This is a genomic window from Nocardia sp. CC201C, assembly GCF_030010695.1.
Taxonomy (GTDB): domain Bacteria; phylum Actinomycetota; class Actinomycetes; order Mycobacteriales; family Mycobacteriaceae; genus Nocardia; species Nocardia otitidiscaviarum.
Genome location: NZ_JASCXP010000043.1, coordinates 6,428 through 28,055 on the forward strand (window position 1 = coordinate 6,428; position 21,628 = coordinate 28,055).

The 21,628-nt window shown below is 71.1% G+C and carries 2 protein-coding genes; both read left to right on the plus strand.

Going from position 1 to position 21,628, the window contains the following annotated elements; all coding sequences use genetic code 11:
- Positions 1 to 431: 431 nt before the first annotated feature.
- Positions 432 to 19,034, plus strand: a complete 18,603-nt coding sequence (locus tag QK444_RS07495; protein ID WP_282778393.1) for a non-ribosomal peptide synthase/polyketide synthase — start codon at positions 432 to 434, stop codon at positions 19,032 to 19,034.
- Positions 19,034 to 21,628, plus strand: a 2,595-nt coding sequence (locus QK444_RS07500) for an amino acid adenylation domain-containing protein (protein WP_282778395.1), incomplete at its 3' end; no start/stop codon positions are given. The genes QK444_RS07495 and QK444_RS07500, both read left to right, overlap by 1 nt.

The window sequence follows — 21,628 nt, forward strand, 5'->3', positions numbered from 1 at the left end:
AACTTTTTTTCCGGAAAAAGTTCCGTTTTATTCTGTCAACGCCTAGTCTTCGCCATACATGGACCGCATCCATGTGACGCAGGTGACAGTGCGGCCACTTTTGGACAGTGTCCACCAGTGGTCGCGTGAGTTGGAGGAAGAGCTAGAGCAGTAGATCCAGATGCGGGAAGCGCCCGGGCTCCAAGTGGTTCGGCCCGCCTCGCACCCGCGTTCCGGCCGCCGATCCGAGGGCAGAGGATCTCTTTCGGTGCGGCCGGGAAAGTCCGCAGCAGATCACGCGTGTGGCACCCCGTGGGCGGGGTGGCGCGCATTCGTCGAATTCCCGTGGTGGTTCCGCGGCACGGGCATCGCGCAGACGGTGCTCGGGCCTGATTCGTGCTGCCTGAAAAGCGTTTTGCCGCTTGTTGATTCGTCATATCGAGGAGGCTCTGGTGCAGGGTACGGAGTTGGATGGTGTCGGAGTGGCCCGGCGGGCCGAGCCGGTGGTGACGGATCCCGTGCCGTTCCCGCTGGCTCCGGCGCAGCTGGGCGTCTGGTACGCGCAGCTCCTCGATCCGGAGGTGCCCATCAATGTGGCGCAGTACGTGGACGTCGCCGGCGAGCTGGACCCCGCGCTGCTGAACCAGGTGCTGGTCGGTGCGGCTCGCGAATTCGGTTCCGCCCTGGTGCGTTTCGTGGAGATCGACGGGCAGCCCCAGCAGGTCGTGGACCCTTCGCTGTCGGTGGAACACCAGATCGTCGACCTGCGCGCCGCCGCCGATCCGATCGCCGCCGCCCACGAATGGATGCGCGCCGACGCCACCGCGCCGGTCGATCTGCTCACCGATCGCCTGTTCGCCGGAGCCGTCCTGCGCGTCGCCGATCGGCGCTGGTTCTGGTACATGCGAGCGCACCACATCGTGCTCGACGGTTTCGGCGCGCTCACCAACACCATGCGGGTGGCCGAGCGCTACACCGCGCGCGTGCGCGGCACCGAACCCGGCCCGGCCCGGCCCGGAACGCTGGAATCGCTGGTGGCGGGCGAACTGTCGTATCGCGACAGCGACCGCTTCGCGACCGACCGCGCCTACTGGAGCGAGCGGATCCGCGGGCTGGAGCCCACCACCCTGTCGCGGCGCGTGGCCGCGCCCGCCGCCGGGAACCTCCGGTACGGTCGAGCGCTGCCGCCGCGGCTGACCGAGGCTATGAATTCCCTTGCGGCCAATCATGATTCATCGGCGGCGGTGGTGCTGCTAGCGGCCTTCGCCGCCTACCTGGCACGCCTGACCGACCGCTCGGAGGCCGTGCTGTCCATGCCGGTGACGGCCCGCACCACGGCGGTCATGCGGCGTTCGGCGGGCATGCTGTCGAATATCGTGCCGCTGCGGCTGCCACTCGACGCCGACGCCACCTGGGCGCAGCTGCTGCACACCACGCGGCTGGAGGTGTCGGGTGCACTGCGGCACCAGCGCTATCGGCTCGAGGATATGCACCGCGACACCGATCGCGACGGCGGACCCGGCGGGCGGACGCTGTACGGGCCGCTGGCCAACATCATGCTGTTCCCCGCCGACCTCACCCTCGGCGCTGCCCCCGGCCGGTATCACGTGCTCACCAGCGGTCCGGTGGAGGACCTGAGCATGCAGGTCTACTACGGCGACAGCGACCGGGTGCACCTGGAACTCGAGGCCAATCCGAACCTCTACACCCACGACGAGATCGCCAGACACCACGGCCGTTTCGTCGCGTTCCTGGAGCGGCTGCTCGGGGCCGATCCGCGGACGCCGCTCGGTGCCGTGCCGGTGACCACCGAGCTGGAACGCGCGGTGAGCCTGCGTACCTGGAACGACACCGGCCGCCCGGTGGGCCGCGACGCCACGCTGGTCTCCCTGTTCGCCGCGCAGGTGCGGCGGACACCCGACGCCGTGGCACTGCGCTGCCCGGACGCACCGGAGTGCGAGCTCAGCTACGGCGAACTCGACGCACGCGTGAATCGGCTGGCCCGGCATCTGATCTCGCTCGGCGTCGGTCCGGAGTCGCTCGTGGGCCTGCACCTGCGGCGCTCACCCGAACTGGTGATCGCCATGTACGCGATCCAGGCGGCGGGCGGCGCGTACGTACCGCTGGACCCGGATCATCCGGCTGAACGCCTCGGCCACATTCTCGATACCGCGCGGCCGGTGTGCGTGCTCACCCGGACCGCGGACCGGCCCACGGCCCTGGACGCCCCCGTGATCAGCGTGGACACCCTCGAGCTCGACGGCTACCCGAGCGCGCCGCTGACCGATGCCGAGCGCCTCGCGCCGCTGCGGCCCGCGAACACCGCCTACGTCATCTTCACCTCGGGTTCCACCGGCCGCCCCAAGGGGGTGGCGGTGAGCCACCGCTCGATCGTCAACCGGCTGCTCTGGATGCAGACCGGCTATGTGGCGCTGACCGATTCCGACCGCGTCCTGCAGAAGACGCCGTTCACCTTCGACGTCTCGGTACCGGAATTCTTCTGGCCGCTGCAGGTGGGCGCGCGGTTGGTGCTGGCGCGCCCGGACGGCCACACCGATCCCGACTACATCGTGGACCTGATTCGCCGCGAGGGCATCACCTCGGCGCATTTCGTGCCGTCCATGCTGACGGCCTTCGTGACCGCGCTGGAGACGACGGACGCACACGCGGCGTCCGGGGGACGCAACGCAGTTCGAACGTTGCGCCACGTATGGTGCTCGGGCGAGGCGCTGCCGGTGAGTCCGGCACTGCGCGTCGCCGCCTTGACCGGGGCCCGCGTACACAACCTGTACGGCCCCACCGAAGCCGCCGTAGAGGTCACCTGCCACGAGGTGACCGGCGGGGACGCCGAATTCGCGCCGATCGGCGCGCCGGTGTTCAACACCCGGTTGTACGTGCTCGATTCACGTCTGCGACCGGTTCCCGTAGGGGTCCCGGGTGAGCTGTATCTGTCGGGGGTTCAGCTCGCCCGGGGCTACGTGGCGCGCCCCGGCCTGACGGCCGAGCGCTTCGTGGCCGATCCGTTCGCGGCCCCCGGCGAACTCATGTACCGCACCGGCGATCTGGTGTGCTGGAACACCCGCGGCGAGGTGGAGTACCTGGGCCGCACCGACTTCCAGGTGAAGCTGCGTGGGCTGCGCATCGAACTCGGCGAGATCGAGACGGTGTTGGCCGCGGTGGAGCGGGTGGCGCACGCCGTGGTGCTGGTGCGCGACGACCAGCTCGTCGCGTACGTGGTGCCCTCGGCCCCGGGCGCGGTGAGCGAGGAGCGGCTGCGGGCCGCCGCGGCGCGCGCCCTGCCCGCCTATATGGTGCCGACCAGCTACCTGCTGCTGGACGACCTGCCGCTCAACAGTTCCGGCAAATTGGATCGCAAGGCACTGCCCGCGCCGCGCCGCACCGCCGCGGCCTACACCGCCCCCGCTTCCCCGGTCGAGGCGACGGTGGCCCGGGTACTGGGTGAGGTGCTCGGCCACGAGCGGGTCGGACGCGACGACGACTTCTTCGCCCTCGGCGGCAACAGCCTGGTGGCCACGCGGGTGTCGGCGCGGCTGGCCGCCGAGCTCGGCTGCCGGATCGGCCTGCGAGAGCTGTTCAGCGCCACCACCGTCGCGGCGCTGGCCGCCGTGATCGAGCAGCACTTCGTGGATGCCGACGCGGAGGTCGGCGCATCGGTCCCGGTGCCGCGTGCGCGTCCGGAGGTACTGCCGCTGTCCCCGGCGCAGCAGCGCATCTGGTTCCTGAACCGGCTCGACAGCACCGGTGCGGACTACAACATGCCGTTCGTGGTGCGGCTGCGCGGCGACGCTGATATCGCGGCGCTGCGGGCGGCGGTCGCCGATGTGGTGGCCCGGCACGAGGTGCTGCGCACGATCTTCCCGCGCACCGATGACGGCGCATGCCAGCGCGTGCTGTCGGCCGACGCGGTGTCGCCGTTCGTGGACCCCCGCTGGCCGGGCGGCATGGACTGCGGACTCTTCGGTGGCGGTGCGCCGCTCGCGGATTACGCACGGCCGACCCCCGCCGAACCGCTCGGCCACGTACCAGCCGACCAGACCCCCGCCGCGGCTCCCCTTGTGCCGGGCACGGTCGAGGTCCCGGGTGCGGCCGATTCAGTCACGGCTGCGGACGATCTGGTACCGGGCGTGGGCGATCCGGTGGCCGGTGTGGTTGATCCGGTGCGGGATGTGGGTGACAACCCGGTTGCGGGTGGAGCCGATTCGGCGACGTCCCCGGTCGACCAGGTGGCGCGCGTGGTCGCCCCCGTGGCGGGTGCGGCCGGTTCCGCGACGGCCGTGGTCGATTCGGTGGCGGGTGCGGCCGATTCCGCGACGGACGTGGTCGCCCCGGTGGCGGGTGCGCGGGCTGCCGCCGGGGGTGCGATGGGGGCGGATGTCGAGCCGATCAGCGCCGCGGAGCTGGATGCCGAATTGCGTCGCTTCGCGGCCGATGGCTTCGATCTGGAGCATGAGATTCCCTTTCGCGCACGGCTTTTCCTGATCGCCGAGCGGGAGTTGGCATTGGCGGTGGTGCTGCACCACATCGCCGCCGACGGGCTGTCGCTGCCCGTGCTGGCGCGCGATGTGGCCACCGCCTACGCGGCGCGGCGTGCGGGGCACGCGCCGGGCTGGGCTCCGCTGCCGTTGCAGTACGCGGATTACACGCTGTGGCAGCGGGAACGGCTCGGTGACCCCGCCGACGAACACTCACTCGCGGCGCGGCAGCTGCGCTTCTGGACCGAGACCCTGGCGGACGCGCCGGAGCAGCTGGACCTGCCGTCGGATCGGCCGCGTCCCGCGGTGGCGAGCGGAGCCGGAGCCACCTACCTGCTGGAAGTACCTACCGGTCTGCATGTGCGCCTGGCGGAAACCGCTCAGGAACACGGTGTTTCGACCTTCATGCTGCTGCACGCCGCGCTCGCGGTGCTGCTGGCGCGGCTGTCCGGAGGCGACGACATCGTCATCGGCACCCCGGTGGGCGGTCGCGGGGAACGCGAACTCGACGAACTGATCGGCATGTTCGTCAATACGCTGCCACTGCGCACACCGGTCGACGGGCGAATTCCGTTCTCCGCGCTGCTGGACCGGGTGCGCGAAGTCGATCTTGCCGCCTTCGCGCACGCCGATGTGCCGTTCGAGCAGCTGGTCGAGGTGCTGAACCCGGCACGCTCGCGAGCCCGGCATCCGTTGTTCCAGGTGATGCTGTCCTGGACGGGCGCCGGGGGTATCGGTGTCGAACTGCCCGGATTGCTTGCCACGGCGGGTACCCTGGACACCGGAGTGACCAAATTCGATCTTTCGATCGCGGTCACCGAAAGCTTCGCCGGTGCCGGTCCCGGGGAAGGTCCGGCACCGGCGGGGATCCAGGCGGAGTTCACCTTCGCCACGGATCTGTTCGATTCCGCCACCATCGCCGAGTACGCGCGCTATTGGCTGCGCCTGCTCGACACCATCACCCGCACCCCCGGCACCCCGGTGGCCGACCTGCCCCTCCTGGACGCGGACGAAGTTCGCGAACTTCTCCAGCTGGGCGCGGTCGCAGCGGAATTCGCCCCCACCGCCGTACCTCCTGTTCGCGCCGACACGGTCATCTCCGCCTTCGAACGGCAGGCGCGGCTCAGCCCGACCGCCGTCGCCCTCATCGACGGCCCCTGGGTGCTCACCTACGCGGAGATGTCCGCGCAGGTCAACCGGCTTGCCCGGCTCCTCGTTTCACTCGGCGTCGGACCCGACACCCTGGTGGTGCTCGGGATGCGGCGCTCGGCCGAATTCGTGCTGGCGGCCTACGCGGTGCTCACCGCGGGTGGCGCGTACGTGCCGGTCGATCCCGACCAGCCCGCGGCCCGGGTGCGCCGGGTGGTGGAGACCGCGCGACCGATCTGCGTGCTCACCACCTCGGACGACGGTTGGGAGGCCGAGACCGACGTGGCGGTGGTGACCGTGGACACCGCCGGACTGTCCACCTTCGCCGCCGACCCGGTGACCGACCTCGATCGCCGGGCCCCGCTGCGGGCGGCCAACCTGGCCTACGTCATCTTCACCTCCGGCTCCACCGGCACCCCGAAAGGCGTTGCGGTCCAACACGCCTCGGTGGTGAACCAGATCGCCTGGATCACCTCGGAGTACGCCGTCGTCCCCACCGACGTGGTGCTGTTCAAGACCCCCGCCACCTTCGACGTCTCGGTGTGGGAGCTGTTCGCCCCGCTGGTGCGCGGCGCGACCCTGGTGGTCGCCGCCCACGACGGGCATCGGGACACCGCCTATCTGGCGGAGACCATCGCGCTCTACGGGGTCACCATGACCTCGTTCGTTCCCGCCATGCTGGCGGTCTTCGCGCGCTCGGTGTCTCCGGCCGACATCGCGTCGCTGCGAACGGTTCTGGTGGCCGGAGAGGCATTCGATGGCGAGACCGCCGCGGCCTTCGCCCGGGTGAGCGCTGCGGCCCTGCACAATCTGTACGGCCCGACCGAGTTCACGGTGCACGCCACCCACGCCCCCGTCGTCCCGGCCGAATCCGGCCCGGTGCCGATCGGCCGCGCGGTATCCGGCGGCCACGTCTACGTGCTCGACGCCCGCCTGCGGCCGGTGCCCGCGCGGGTGGCCGGTGAACTGTACCTGTCCGGCGTGCAGGTGGCGCGCGGCTACCACGGCCGCGCCGACCTCACCGCCGACCGCTTCGTCCCGAACCCGTTCGGCCCGAGCGGATCCCGCATGTATCGCACCGGCGATCTGGTGCGATGGACGCGCGCGGGCGTGCTGGAGTATCTGGGCCGCGGCGACTTCCAGGTGAAGCTGCGCGGCCAGCGCATCGAGCTCGGCGAGATCGAGGCCGCCCTGCTGGCCGCGCCGGAGGTGCGCGCGGCGGCGGTGACCGTGCACCGACACGCCGCCGGCGAACTGCTGGCGGCCTACGTGGTCACCGAACTCGCGGAAGCCGAGGCGGCCGAGGTGCTGAGCGAACGGCTGCGCGCGACCCTGCCCTCCTACATGGTGCCGACCGCGTATACGCGGTTGTCCGAGCTGCCGCTCACCGCCTCCGGCAAACTCGACCGCAAGGCGTTGCCGGAGCCGGAGGTGCGCGCCGCGGCCTACCGTGCCCCGGTGACCCCCGCGCAGCGCGCGGTCGCGGAGATCTTCGCCGAGGTGCTTGGCGCGCGCCGGGTCGGCCTCGATGACGACTTCTTCGCGCTCGGCGGCAATTCGCTGGTCGCCACCCGTATTTCGGCGCGGCTGGCCGAGGCTTTGCACACGGAGGTGCCCGTCCGCCTGCTGTTCGAGCATACGACGGTGGCTCGCCTGGCCGACAGCATCGCCCCCGGCGCTGTGCGCCCGCGGCCCCCGCTGGTGGCGCGCGAGCGGCCGGAGACGGTGCCGCTGTCCTACGCGCAGCAGCGCATCTGGTTCGCGAACCGTTTCGACTCCGCCTCCGTCGCCGACAATCTGGTCGCCGCGCTGCGGCTGGCGGGCGCGCTGGACCCGGACGCGCTGGCGGCCGCCGTGACCGATGTGGTCGCGCGGCACGAGACGCTGCGCACCGTCTACCCGGCGGTGCACGGTATCGGTCGGCAGCGGGTGCTGCCGGTGGCGGCGGCCGTGGGCCTCGCGACGGTGGATATCGACGCGGCCGACCTCGACGACCGGATTCGCGCCCTGGCCGTGGAGCCCTTCGCTGTCGCCGAGCGGGTGCCGCTGCGGCTGACGCTGCTGCGGCTCGGGGAGCGGGACCACGTGCTGGTGATCGCGGTGCACCACATCGCGGCCGACGGCTGGTCGATCGCTCCGCTGACCCGCGATCTCCTGGCCGCGTACGTCGCGCGCCGTGCCGCCGCCACACCGGAGTGGACCCCGCTGCCCGTGCAGTACGCGGACTACACGCTGTGGCAACGCGAGCTGCTCGGCGCCGCCGACGACCCGGAATCGGTCCTGGCCGCTCAGCTCCGCTTCTGGCGCGTCGAACTGGACGGACTGCCCGAGGTACTGGCCCTGCCCACGGACCGGCCGCGCCCGGCCGTGCCGTCGGGGCGGGGAGCCGCGCACCGCTTCACCGTGTCCGCCGACCTGCGCGACCGGCTGCGTCGACTCGCCGAGAGCCAGCGCGCCTCGCTGTTCATGGTGGTGCACGCGGCCTTCGCCGCACTGCTGGCGACGCTGTCGGGCCAGCGCGACATCCCGATCGGCACACCGGTCGCCGGGCGCGGTGACCGGGCCCTGGACGATCTGGTCGGCATGTTCGTCAACACCCTGGTGCTGCGGACCGAAGTGCATCCGGAGCGCTCCTTCGCGGACCTGCTGGCCGCGGTGCGCGACGCCGACCTGCGGGCCTTCGCCCACGCCGACCTGCCGTTCGAGCGGCTGGTGGAGGAATTGGCCCCCGCCCGGGTGGCGAACCGGCACCCGCTGTTCCAGGTGGCGTTGACCTTCCAGAACCACAGTCTGCCCGCCGGTGCGGTGGCCGATCTGCGCGTGGCTGCGCTGCCGGTGACCACCGGAACCGCCCGATTCGATCTCCAGCTCACCGTGGCCGAACCGGACGCCGACGGACTGGATGTCGAGATCACCTACGCCACCGATCTCTTCGACGCGGCGACCGTCGACATGCTCGCCGGGCGCTTCGAACTGATGCTGGAGACGGTCGCCGCCTACCCCGCGCTGCCGATCGCCGATATCCGCCTCCTCGGCGAAGGGGAGCGGCACTGCCTGTTGTACCGGTGGTCCACCACGGCACCGGGCGTGGCGACGACCGCCACGCTGGCCGACCGTTTCGCCGCCGCGGCGGCGATCGATCCGGAGGCCGTGGCGGTGCGGGCGGATGGTTCGGCCGTCAGCTATGCCGAGTTGGAGGTGCGTTCGAATCGGTTGGCGCGTCGGTTGATCGCCGCGGGTGTGGGGCCGGAGGCTCTGGTGGCGGTGGCGTTGCCGCGCACCGTGGAGTTGGTGGTGGCGTTGTTGGCGGTGGTGAAGGCGGGTGGTGGTTATCTGCCCATCGATCCGAATTATCCGGCTGATCGCATCGAGTATGTCGTGGATGATGCGCGGCCGGTGTGTGCGCTGACCAGCGGTGGTGCGGATCTGCCCGCGGGTTGGTTCGGGGGTCCGGTGATCGATCTGGATACGGTGGATCTCGACGGCTACTCGGCGTCCCCGGTGACCGACCGGGATCGCCGCGCGGCGCTGGATCCCGCCCATCCGGCCTATGTCATCTACACCTCCGGGTCCACCGGCCGCCCGAAGGGCGTACTCGTACCGCACCGAAATGTGGTGCGGCTCTTCGACAACACCGAGGGCGACTACGGTTTCGGGCCGTCGGATGTGTGGGTGATGTTCCACTCCTACGCGTTCGATTTCTCGGTGTGGGAGTTGTGGGGTGCGTTGCTCTACGGCGGCAGCATCGTGCTGGTCGACTATTTCACCTCGCGGTCGCCGCGGCAGTTCCGGCAGCTGTTGGCGGCGGAGCGAGTGACGGTGCTCAATCAGACGCCCTCCGCGTTCTATCAGCTGATCGCGGCCGAAGCCGAGGCTGATGATGGGGAGGCCGATGACGAGTTGTCGCTGCGGTATGTGATCTTCGGTGGTGAGGCGTTGGAGCCGCAGCGGTTGCGGGACTGGTTCGTCCGGCATCCGCAGTCGCCGGTGCTGGTGAATATGTACGGCATCACCGAGACCACGGTGCACGCCTCCTACCGGCTCATCACACCGGAGACGGGGGCCGCCAGCGTGATCGGCGGTGCGCTACCGGGCCTGGCCCTGCGCGTGCTGGATGCGCGCCTGCGTCCGGTGCCGATCGGCGTTCCCGGCGAGATCTACGTCTCCGGTGGTCAAGTGGCGCGCGGCTACCTCGGCCGCCCCGCGCTCACCGCGGCACGCTTCGTGGCCGATCCCTACGGTGAGCCCGGCGCGCTGGCCTACCGCTCCGGGGATCTGGCCCGCTGGACCGCCGCCGGGGAACTGGAGTACCTCGGTCGTGCCGACCAGCAGGTGAACCTGCGTGGCTTCCGCATTGAACTCGGTGAGATCGAGGCGGCGCTGCTGGCCGAACCCGGTGTCCGGGAGGCGGCGGTGGTGGTGCGGCGTGACGAGGGTGTGGACGAGGCCCGCATCGTCGGCTACGTGGTGGTCGATGACGCGGTCGATCCTGCGCGGCTGCGGGAGACGGCGGCGCGGCGGCTGCCCGAGTACATGGTTCCGGCCGCCGTGGTCGCGGTGGAGCGTATTCCGTTGACCGTCAACGGCAAACTCGATCGCGCCGCCCTGCCCGCGCCGGTGTTCGAGACCACCGGCTACCGGCGTCCCACCGGTGTCGCCGAGGAGATCGTGGCGGGCGTGTTCGCCGAACTGCTCGGCCTGGAGCGGGTCGGCGCGGCCGACGACTTCTTCGCCCTGGGCGGCAGTTCGCTGCTGGCCGCGCAGGCGGTGGCGCGCATCGGCGCGGCGCTGGACGCCGATCTGGCGGTGCGCGCGGTCTTCGAACATCCCGGCGTCGCCGACCTCGCGGCCTACGCGGAAGCGAATTCCGGTGTCGGCGAACGTATTCCGCTGGAGTCCCGGCCGCGCCCCGATCGGCTGCCGCTGTCGTACGCACAGCAGCGCATGTGGTTCCGCAATCGCTTCGACGCCGCTTCGGCCGCCGACAATATTCCGCTGGTCATCCGGCTCACGGGCGCACTCGACGTCGAATCGCTGGCGACCGCGCTCGGCGATGTGATCGAGCGGCACGAGGCGTTGCGCACCGTCTATCCGGACGGTCCGGACGGGCCGCAGCAGCGGATTCTTCCCGCGGCACCGTGCGCGCTGCCGGCACTCACCGTGCCGGAGGCCGACATCGTCACCGTGCCGGAGGCCGACATCGTCACCGTGCGGGAGGCCGACATCGTCACCGTGCCGGAGGCCGACATCGCCGCGCGTATCACGGAATTCGTATCTGCCGGATTCGACCTGACCCGCGAGGCCCCGGTGCGCGCCGCACTGCTGCGGCTCGACACCGCCTCGGAAACGCACGTGCTCGCGCTGGTGTTGCACCACATCAGCGCCGACGGCTTCTCGCTCGGCCCACTGGCCGCGGATCTCATGACCGCCTACGCCGCTCGCCGCTCGGGCGCTGCCCCGGCCTGGCTGCCGCTGCCGGTCCAGTACGCGGATTACACCCTGTGGCAGACGGAATCGCTCGGTTCCACCGCCGATCCGGAGTCGGTGCTGTCGCGCCAGCTCGCCTACTGGCGCACCCGCTTGGCGGGGCTGCCGGAACATCTGGACCTGCCGACCGACCGGCCGCGCCCGGCCGTCGCCACCGAGCGCGGCGGCACCCATCGGTCGTATATCGACTCGCATCTGCACAGCGGTGTGGCCGAGCTGGCCCGCAAGCACGACGCGACCCTGTTCAGCACCGTGCACGCGGCACTGGCGGTGCTGCTCGCGCGGCTGTCCGGCACCGCCGACATCGCCATCGGCACGCCCGTGGCGGGGCGGGGTGAACGCGCGCTCGACGGGCTGGTCGGCATGTTCGTCAATACCCTGGTGCTGCGCACCGAGGTCGACCCGCGCTCGAGTTTCGACGCACTGCTCGGCCGGGTGCGCGAAACCGATATCGCGGCCCTCTCGCACGCCGATGTGCCGTTCGAGCGGTTGGTGGAGGAGTTGGCCCCGGCGCGGGCGCGCAACCGGCATCCGCTGTTCCAGGTGGCCCTGACCTTCCAGAACTTCGCACTGCCCACCCTGGAACTGCCCGGCCTGACCGTACGTGCCGAGGACGCCGACACCGGCACCGCCAAGTTCGACCTCCAGTTCACCGTCACCGAGCAGCTCGACGCCGACGGCCGCGCCGGTGGCATGACCGTCGAGATCACCTACGCCCGTGACCTTTTCGATGCCGACAGCATCGCCGTACTGGCCCGCCGCTTCGAACAGGTGCTGGCCGCGGTGGCGGCCGATCGCACCGTGGTGGTCGGCGACATCCAGTTGCTCAGCGCCGAGGAGCAGCGGCGCGCCCTACACGAATGGTCCTGCACCGGAGCCGATATCGCCGCCGGTGACACCATCGCGGACCGTTTCGCGCGCGCCGCGGCGATCGATCCGGCCGCCGTGGCGGTGCGGGCCGGAGCGGAGCGGCTCACCTTCGCCGAGTTGGAGGTGCGTTCGAATCGGTTGGCGCGTCGGTTGATCGCCGCGGGTGTGGGGCCGGAGGCTCTGGTGGCGGTGGCGTTGCCGCGCACCGTGGAGTTGGTGGTGGCGTTGTTGGCGGTGGTGAAGGCGGGTGGTGGTTATCTGCCCATCGATCCGAATTATCCGGCTGATCGCATCGAGTATGTCGTGGATGATGCGCGGCCGGTGTGTGCGCTGACCAGCGGTGGTGCGGATCTGCCCGCGGGTTGGTTCGGGGGTCCGGTGATCGATCTGGATACGGTGGATCTCGACGGCTACGCCGATACCCCGGTGATCGACGCCGACCGGCGCGCCCCGCTCGATCCCGCCAACGCCGCCTATGTCATCTACACCTCCGGCTCCACCGGCCGACCCAAGGGCGTGGTGATCCCGCACGCGAATGTGATTCGCCTGCTGGACAATACGCACCGCCACTACGGTTTCGGGCCGTCGGATGTGTGGGTGATGTTCCACTCCTACGCGTTCGATTTCTCGGTGTGGGAGTTGTGGGGTGCGTTGCTCTACGGCGGCAGCATCGTGCTGGTCGACTATTTCACCTCGCGGTCGCCGCGGCAGTTCCGGCAGCTGTTGGCGGCGGAGCGGGTGACGGTGCTCAATCAGACGCCGACCGCGTTCTATCAGCTGATCGCCGCGGATGCGGAGGCGGATGACGATCTCGCGTTGCGGTATGTGATCTTCGGTGGTGAGGCGTTGGAGCCGCAGCGGTTGCGGGAGTGGTTCGTCCGGCATCCGCAGTCGCCGGTGTTGGTGAATATGTACGGCATCACCGAGACCACGGTGCACGCCTCCTACCGGCCCATTCCGGTCGATACCGGCAGCGCCAGCGTGATCGGCAGCGCCCTGCCGGGCCTGGCCATGCGCCTGCTGGATGCACGGCTGCTGCCGGTGCCGGTCGGCGTACCGGGCGAGATCTACGTCTCCGGCGGGCAACTCGCACGCGGCTATCTGAATCGGTTCGGACTCACCGCCGCCCGCTTCGTGGCCGATCCCTACGGTGAGCCCGGCGCGCTGGCCTACCGCTCCGGGGACCTGGCCCGCTGGACCGCCGCCGGCGATATCGAGTACCTCGGTCGTGCCGACCAGCAGGTGAACCTGCGTGGCTTCCGCATCGAACTGGGCGAGATCGAGGCGGCGCTGCTGGCCGAACCCGGTGTCCGGGAGGCGGCGGTGGTGGTGCGGCGTGACGAGGGTGTGGACGAGGCCCGCATCGTCGGCTACGTCGTGCCCGCGGGCGAGGGCGAGCCCGAGGTGCCCGCGTTGCGGCAGGCCGTCGCCCGACGGCTGCCCGAACACATGATCCCCGCCGCCCTGGTCGCGGTGGAGCGTATTCCGTTGACCGTCAACGGCAAGCTGGACAAGGCGGCGCTGCCCGCACCGGTCTTCGAATCCCGCACCTACCGCAAGCCCGCCACCTTCGCCGAGGAGATCGTCGCGGGCGTGTTCGCGGACCTGATGGGTGTGGACCAGGTGGGCGCGGACGACGACTTCTTCGCCCTGGGCGGCAGCTCCCTGTTGGCCGCGAAAGCGGTGGCGCGCATCGGCGGCATTCTCGACGCTACCGTCGGGGTGCGGATGCTGTTCGAGTTCCCCCGGGTGGCGGAGTTGGCCGCCCGCATCGGCACCGATGCCGCATCGGCCCCGCGGCCGGTGCTGGGGGCGGGCGTCCGGCCGGAACGGCTGCCGCTCTCGCCCGCACAGCAGCGCATGTGGTTCCTGAACCGCTTCGACCGCACCTCCACCGCCTACAACATTCCACTGGCACTGCGGCTTTCGGGGGAACTCGACGTCGAGGCATTGGCGGCGGCCCTCGGTGACGTGATCGAACGGCACGAGTCGCTGCGCACGGTCTACCCGGAGACGGCGGACGGGGCCGCCCAGCTGATCCTGCCCACCGACCGGGTCGTGCCGAGCCTCGCTGTCGAGACGGTCACCGAAGCCGAACTGCCCCGGCGGATCCGGGAAGTCGCGGACACCGCCTTCGACGTCACCGCCGACGTGCCGGTCCGGGTCCGACTCTTCCGCGTCGTGGCCCCCGACTGCGTGGCTGCCGATCGCGTGGCCACCGACCACGTGGCCCCCGACCGCGTGGCTGCCGATCGCGTGGCCACCGACCACGTGGCCCCCGACTGCGTGGCTGCCGACTGCGTGGCTGCCGATCGCGTGGCTGCCGACCACGTATTCGCCGGTGTGCTGCACCATATCGCGGCCGACGGCTCATCGCTGGTGCCATTCGTGCGGGATCTCATGGTGGCCTACGCGGCCCGCCTGGACCGACGCGCCCCGGCCTGGACGCCGCTGACCATCCAGTACGCCGACTACGCGCTGTGGCAGCACGCGTTGCTCGGCTCGGAGCGCGACACCGGCTCGCTGGCCGCGCGGCAGCTGGCCTACTGGCAGGAGACCCTGGCCGGGCTGCCCGACCAGCTGGATCTGCCCGCCGACCATCCCCGCCCGGCTCGGCAGAGCCTGCGTGGCAAGCGGATTCACCGCACCGTGGACGCCGACCTGCACGCCCGCCTCATCGCGGTGGGCCGGGAACGGGGCGCGACCCTGTTCATGGTGGTGCACGCCGCCTTTGCCGCACTGCTGGCCCGGCTCTCGGGCGGCTCCGACATCGCCGTCGGCACCCCCATAGCCGGGCGCGGCGACAGCGCGCTGGACGACGTGATCGGCATGTTCGTCAACACCCTGGTGCTGCGCACCGGCATCGACCCCGCCGCGCCCTTCACCGAGCTGCTGACCCGGGTGCGCGCCGCCGATATCGCCGCCTTCTCCCACGCCGACGTGCCGTTCGAGCGGCTGGTGGAGGTGCTCAATCCGGAACGCTCCACCGCGCGGCATCCGCTGTTCCAGGTCGGCCTGTCCTTCCAGAACCACGAGCGGGCCGCCTTGCGCCTGCCCGGCCTGACCGTATCCGAGATCGAATTCGACAACGACATAGCGCAATTCGATCTGCACCTGTTCGCCGTCGACGACTACGACGAGGCCGGAAAGCCCGCCGGTATGGCGATGACCCTCGGCTACGCCACCGACCTGTTCACCGCGGACACCGCCCGTCGCATGGTGGACGCGCTCATCCGGATGCTGGCGGCCATCGCGGCCGCACCGGATACCGCCGTCGGCGACATCGACCTGCTCGGCCCGGAACTGCGGCAGCGGATGCTGCGGGACTGGAACGACACCGCGCACCCGGTGCCCGCGACCACGCTCGCCGCGCTGGTCGACGGTCAGGTCGCGCGTACCCCGGGCGCGGTCGCGCTGTTGGACGCCGACGGTAGCTCGCTCGACTACGCCGCATTCGACGCACGCGTGAACCGGCTGGCCCGCCACCTCATCGCCCGCGGCGTCGCACCCGAGCGCACCGTCGCGTTGGCCATGCGGCGCGGCATCGACCTGGTGGTCGCCATGTACGCGGTGGTCAAGGCCGGTGGCGCGTACGTGCCGATCGACCCCGACCACCCGGGCGACCGCATCGCACACATCATCGACACCGCCGCACCGGTGTGCGTACTCACCACGGCCGCCGACGGGCTGCCCTTCGGCACGGATATCCCGGTGCACGAGGTCGATACGCTCGACCTCACCGCGCTGTCACCCGCACCGATCCGCGACGACGAGCGGGTGCGCCCGCTGCGCGCGCACAACCCGGCCTACGTCATCTTCACCTCCGGCTCCACCGGCAAGCCCAAGGGCGTCACCGTCTCGCACGCGGCCATCGCCAACCAATTGCACTGGCTGGGGCTTACTTTCGACCTCGGTCCCGGCGATCGGGCGCTGCTCAAGACGCCCGCCACCTTCGATCTGTCGGTGTGGGAGTTCTGGTCGCCGCTGGTCACCGGCGGCAGCCTGGTGGTGACCGCGCCCGGCGACGAACGCGACCCGGACCGTCTGCGCGCGCTGATCGAACGGCACGGCGTCACGGTGCTGCACCCGGTGCCGTCGCTGCTCGCCATGCTGCTGGCGGGCGGACCGCTGCCCGCTCCGGTGCGCGCCGTGCTCACCATCGGCGAGACCCTGCCCGCCGCCACCGCTGCCGAGTTCCTGGCGAAGTCCGGCGGCGCACGGCTGTTCAACCTGTACGGCCCGACCGAGGCGGCGGTCTCCGTCACCGCGCACGAGGTCCGCGAGGCGACCGCGCAGCGCGTGCCGATCGGCGGACCGGCGTGGAACAGCCGCGGATACGTGCTCGACGGTCGGCTGCGGCCGGTTCCGGTGGGGGTACCCGGCGAGCTGTACCTCGCGGGCGATCAGCTGGCCCGCGGCTACCACGGCTGGCCCGCCCGCACCGCCGACCGCTTCGTCGCCGACCCGTTCTCCGGCGGCCGCATGTACCGCACCGGCGATATCGTGCGCTGGCGCGCCGACGGCGAACTGGAGTACCTGGACCGCGCCGACTTCCAGGTGAAGATCGGCGGCCACCGCATCGAACTCGGTGAGGTGGAGACGGTGCTGCGCCGCTGCGACGGGGTGAGCGCCGCCGTGGCGGTGGCCCGCCCGGCCGGGGCCGGACAGCGGCTCATCGCCTATGCGGCCGTGCCGCAGTCGAATCCGGAGCGGCGCGAGGAGATCGCCGGTGCGCTGCGGACGGCCCTCGTCGGTGCGCTGCCCGGCTATATGGTCCCGGCCGCCGTGGTCGTGCTGGACGGCCTGCCGCTCAATGCCAATGGCAAGGTCGACCGGGCCGCGCTGCCCGATCCGGTGCTGCCGGAAGCGACGCACCGCGACCCGGCGACCGTCTCCGAGAAACTGGTGGCCGCCGCCTTCGCGGAGGTGATCGAGACCGACGCACGGATCGGAGCGGACACCGACTTCTTCGCCCTGGGCGGCAATTCGCTCATGGCGACGCGGCTGGCCGCCCGCCTCGGCGAGGACCTGGGCGTGCGGGTGCCGGTGGCCGCGGTCTTCGAGACGCCGACGGTCGGCGGCCTCGCCGAACGGCTGACCACCGCCGAGCCGGGTGCGGCGCGGCCGCTGCCGACGCGGCGCGTCGGGACCGATCCCGCGCCGCTCTCCCTCGCCCAGCAGCGGATGTGGGTGCTCAACCGTTTGCAGCCGAACGCCGCGGCCTACAACGTGCCCGTCGCCATCCGGCTGACCGGAACGCTGGACGGGCGAGCGCTGACCGCCGCCGTGCGGGATGTGCTGGGCCGCCACGAGATTCTGCGCACTCGCTATCCGGAGATCGACGGTGTACCGGTGCAGGAGGTGCTCGCCGTGGCCGACGTCGAGATCGATCTCACGCCGATCCCATTGCCGCACAACGAGCTCGACGCGCGGCTGGCCGAATTCGTCGGTGCGGGCTTCGATGTCACCGCGGCCGCGCCGGTGCGGGCTCGCCTGTGGCGGACCGCGCCGACCGAACACGTGCTCGTCGTGGTCCTGCACCACATCAGCGCGGACGGCTACTCGGTCGCTCCCATGACCCGCGACCTGGTGCTCGCCTACACCGCGCGTCTGGACGACGCGGCTCCCGCCTGGGAGCCGCTGGCCATCCAGTACGGCGACTTCAGCGCCTGGCAGCGGGAACTGCTCGGCTCGGACACCGACCCCGACAGCCTGCTGTCCCGACAGCTGGCCTACTGGACCGCCGAATTGGCCGGTGTGCCGGAACAATTGCCGCTGCCCACTGATCGCCCCCGCCCGGCGCGACGCGAGATGCGCGGCGACGCGCTCGAGGTCGAGGCCGGTACGGATCTCACCGCCCGCCTGGCACTCGTGGCGCGCGATCACGGCACGACCCTGTTCGGTGTGGTGCACACCGCCTTCGTGGTGCTGCTGTCGAAGCTGTCCGGGGTGCGCGACATCGCCATCGGCGCACCGGTCGCGGGTCGCGGGGAACGGGCCCTCGATGACCTCATCGGCATGTTCGTCAACACGGTCGTGCTGCGCACCGAGGTGGACGCCGCGCTGCCGGTGCGCGAACTGCTGCGGCAGGTTCGTGACCGCGATCTCGCGGCGCTCGCCCATGCCGATGTGCCGTTCGAGCGCGTGGTGGAGGCCATGGGCCGCACCCGGTCCAGCTCGTACTCGCCGCTGTTCCAGGTGATGCTGACCTTCCAGAACATGCCCACCGGCAAAGTTGCCCTGCCCGGTGTGGAGGTGGAGGTGCTGGAACCCGAACTCGGCGAGACCAAATTCGACCTGCATCTCACCGGGATGGAGCGCTACGACGAGCGTGGCCGGGTGACCGGGTTGCGGTTGCGGTTCGCCTACGCCACCGACATCTTCGACGCCGCCACCGTCCGGCTCCTCGCCGACCGGCTGCTGCTGGTGCTGCGGGCCATCGCCGACGATCCCGCCACCCCGGTGCGGGCCGTCGACATCCGCACCGCGGCGGAGCGTGGTATCCGTCCTGCGCCGGGGCGCGATATCCGCACTGCGGCGGAGCGCGATATCCGCGCAGCGCCGGAGCGGACCCGCCGCGCCTCGAATACCACCGCCGCCATGGCCGATTCGGCGGCGGTCGGGCACGCGGAGTTTCCGGCGGAGCTCCCGGAGCTCGTCGCGGCCGCCGCCGCCCGCACGCCCGATGCCATCGCGCTCGCCCACGGCGAGCACCGCATCACCTACCACGCCCTGGACACCAAGATCGCCGCCGTGGTCCACGCCATGGGCGCGGCGGCGAAGCCGGAGGCGGTGGTGCAGGTCGCCCTCGCCGGACTGGCACCCGGCATCGTGGCCGCCCTCGGTGCGGGCGGCCTCACCGAGGCCCTGCACACCCTCGCGGGGGATGCGCGCGGTCTGGTCCTTCGCTCGGCAAGTCCGCCAGCGGTCGCGTCAGGCCTGGAGGCGGCAGCCCGCGTAACCACGCATGGCCCCGCGAGCGCCGAGATCGATGGCGCTGGGATCGATGGCGCTGGGATCGATGGCGCTGAGATTGATACGGAAGGAAACGTCTGATGCAACACGCGGAGTCGGTAGCCCTCACCCGGTTCGGCAGTCATGCGGCGCTGCGCAGCGCCTACGGCACGGCGGACCTACCGAATCTCATCGAAACCGTGGCCGCGCTCGAACCCGAGCGCGTCGCCCTGCGGCACGGCGACACCACCGTCACCTACGCGGCCCTGGCCGCCGAGGTCGGGGTGCTCGCCGAGGCCATGGGCGGTGCGCTCGAACCCGACGCCCTGGTCCAGGTGGTGGTCTCCGGTCAGCTACCCGGCCTGCTGGAGGGCGCGGAAGGCGCGCTGGCCGCCGTGCTGGAGGACCTGCTCGCCGACGCCGTCGACGCGGCCGCCGGGGTGCTGGTCCCGAACCTCGCCCCCGTCGAAACGCTGGTCACCCTGTTCGAGGAACAGGTGGAACGCACCCCCGACGCGGTGGCGCTGCGCTGCGGCGACCAGAGTCTCACCTACGGCGAATTCGCCGCGCGCGTGCACAAGCTCGCACGGCGGCTGGTGGACTACGGCGTCGGCCCCGATGTGCTGGTGGGTCTGTCGGCCCGCCGCTCCTTCGAGCTGCTGATCGGTATGTACGCCATTCTCGAGGCGGGCGGCGCGTATGTGCCGATCGATCCGGAGCATCCCGCCGACCGCATCGCCTACGTGCTGGATGTCGCGGCCCCCGCGCTGGTGCTCACCACCACCGGCGACCGGCCCGATCTGGACGCGGACGTGCCGGTGTTGTGCATCGACGAATTCGAGCGCGCCGCCGAGGACGGCGAACCCGACACCAGCGCGCCCGGCGCGGACCCCTACCTATCGCAGCCGGTAGGAAACAACACCGCGTACGTCATCTTCACCTCCGGCTCCACCGGCCGACCCAAGGGCGTGGCGGTGTCGCACCGCGCCATCGTCGCCAATCTCCGCTGGCGGCAACGGCTCTACCGGCTCGACGCCAGCGATGTGGTGCTCCAGAAGACGCCCTTCACCTTCGACGTGTCGGTATGGGAGTTCTTCTGGCCGTTGCAGACCGGTGCGACGCTGGTGATCGCGGCGCCCGACGGTCACCGCGACCCCGCCTATCTGCTGCGCGCCATCGCCGAGTACGGCGTCACCATCGCGCATTTCGTCCCGTCCATGCTGGCGGTCTTCGTTGCCGGGGCGGCGGCCGCGCTGGACCGCGGCGAGTCGGGCGTGGCCGATTCGCTGCGCGCCGTCTTCGCCTCCGGTGAGGCGCTGCCCGCCGCTACCGCCGCCGCCTTCCGCGATGTGAGCGGCGCCTGCCTGCACAATCTGTACGGGCCCACCGAGGCGGCCGTGGACGTCACCGCCCACGAGGTCACCGCCGCCGATATCGATACGGTGCCGATCGGCTCCGCCGCCGACGACACCGAATTGCTGGTGCTGGACGACGATCTGCGCCCGGTGCCGACCGGAGTGGTCGGCGAACTGTATCTCGCGGGTGTGCAGCTGGCCCGCGGCTATGTGGCGCGGCCCGGCCTGACCGCGGAGCGGTTCGTGGCCAATCCCGAGGGCGCGCCGGGGGATCGGATGTACCGCACCGGAGATCTGGTGCGCTGGACACCCTCGGTGGACGGCGGTCCGGTCGAACTGGAATATCTGGGCCGCAGCGATCTCCAGGTGAAGCTGCGCGGCCTGCGCGTCGAACTCGGCGAGGTCGAGGCCGCCCTGCTGCGCCACGCCGCGGTGGCGCAGGCGGCGGTGGTCCTGCACCGGCACGGCACCGGAGACCATCTGGTCGGCTATGTGGTCGGCGAGCCCGGTCTGGACCCCGCGGCGGTGCTCGCGTCGACCCGCGAACTGCTGCCGGAGTACATGGTGCCGTCGCTGCTGACGGTGCTCGACGACATGCCGGTGAACGCCAACGGCAAGTTGGACCGCCGCGCCCTGCCGGAACCGGTGTTCACCGACAGCGCCACCGCGTACCGCGAGCCGGAGACGGCCGCCGAACTCACCGTGGCCGCGATCTTCGCCGATCTGCTCGGGGTCGAGCAGGTCGGTGCGGACGACGACTTCTTCGCCCTGGGCGGCAATTCGCTGATCGCCACCCGGGCCATCGCCCGCACCGCCGAGGCGCTGGGCATCGCCCTGGATGTGCGCGACTTCTTCGACCGTCCCACGGTGGCGGCGTTGGCCGCGCTCGCCGACACGGCCGCTCCGGCCGCGGCTCCACCCGCCCTGGTGGCGCGACCGCGACCCGATCTGGTGCCGCTGTCGCCCGCGCAGCAGCGCATGTGGTTCCTCAACCGTCTCGCGCACACCGAATCCGCCAGCACCGCAGACGGTTTCGATGCGGCGGCGGTCGACAACATCGTGGTGGCGCTGCGCCTGCGGGGCGAACTCGACACGGCGGCACTGCGCGCCGCCGTCGCCGATCTGGTCGCGCGCCACGAGATCCTGCGCACCTACTACCCGCAGACGGCCGCGGGACCGGTCCAGGTCGTCCGCGACGATCTCGCGTTCGACCTCGTCCCCCGCGAGATTCCCGCCGAGCGGTTGCACGACGCGGTGCGGGCCGCTGCCGGACAGGGGTTCGACGTGGCGGGTGCGGTGCCGGTGCGCGTCGAACTGCTCCGGATCGGCCCCGCCGACCAC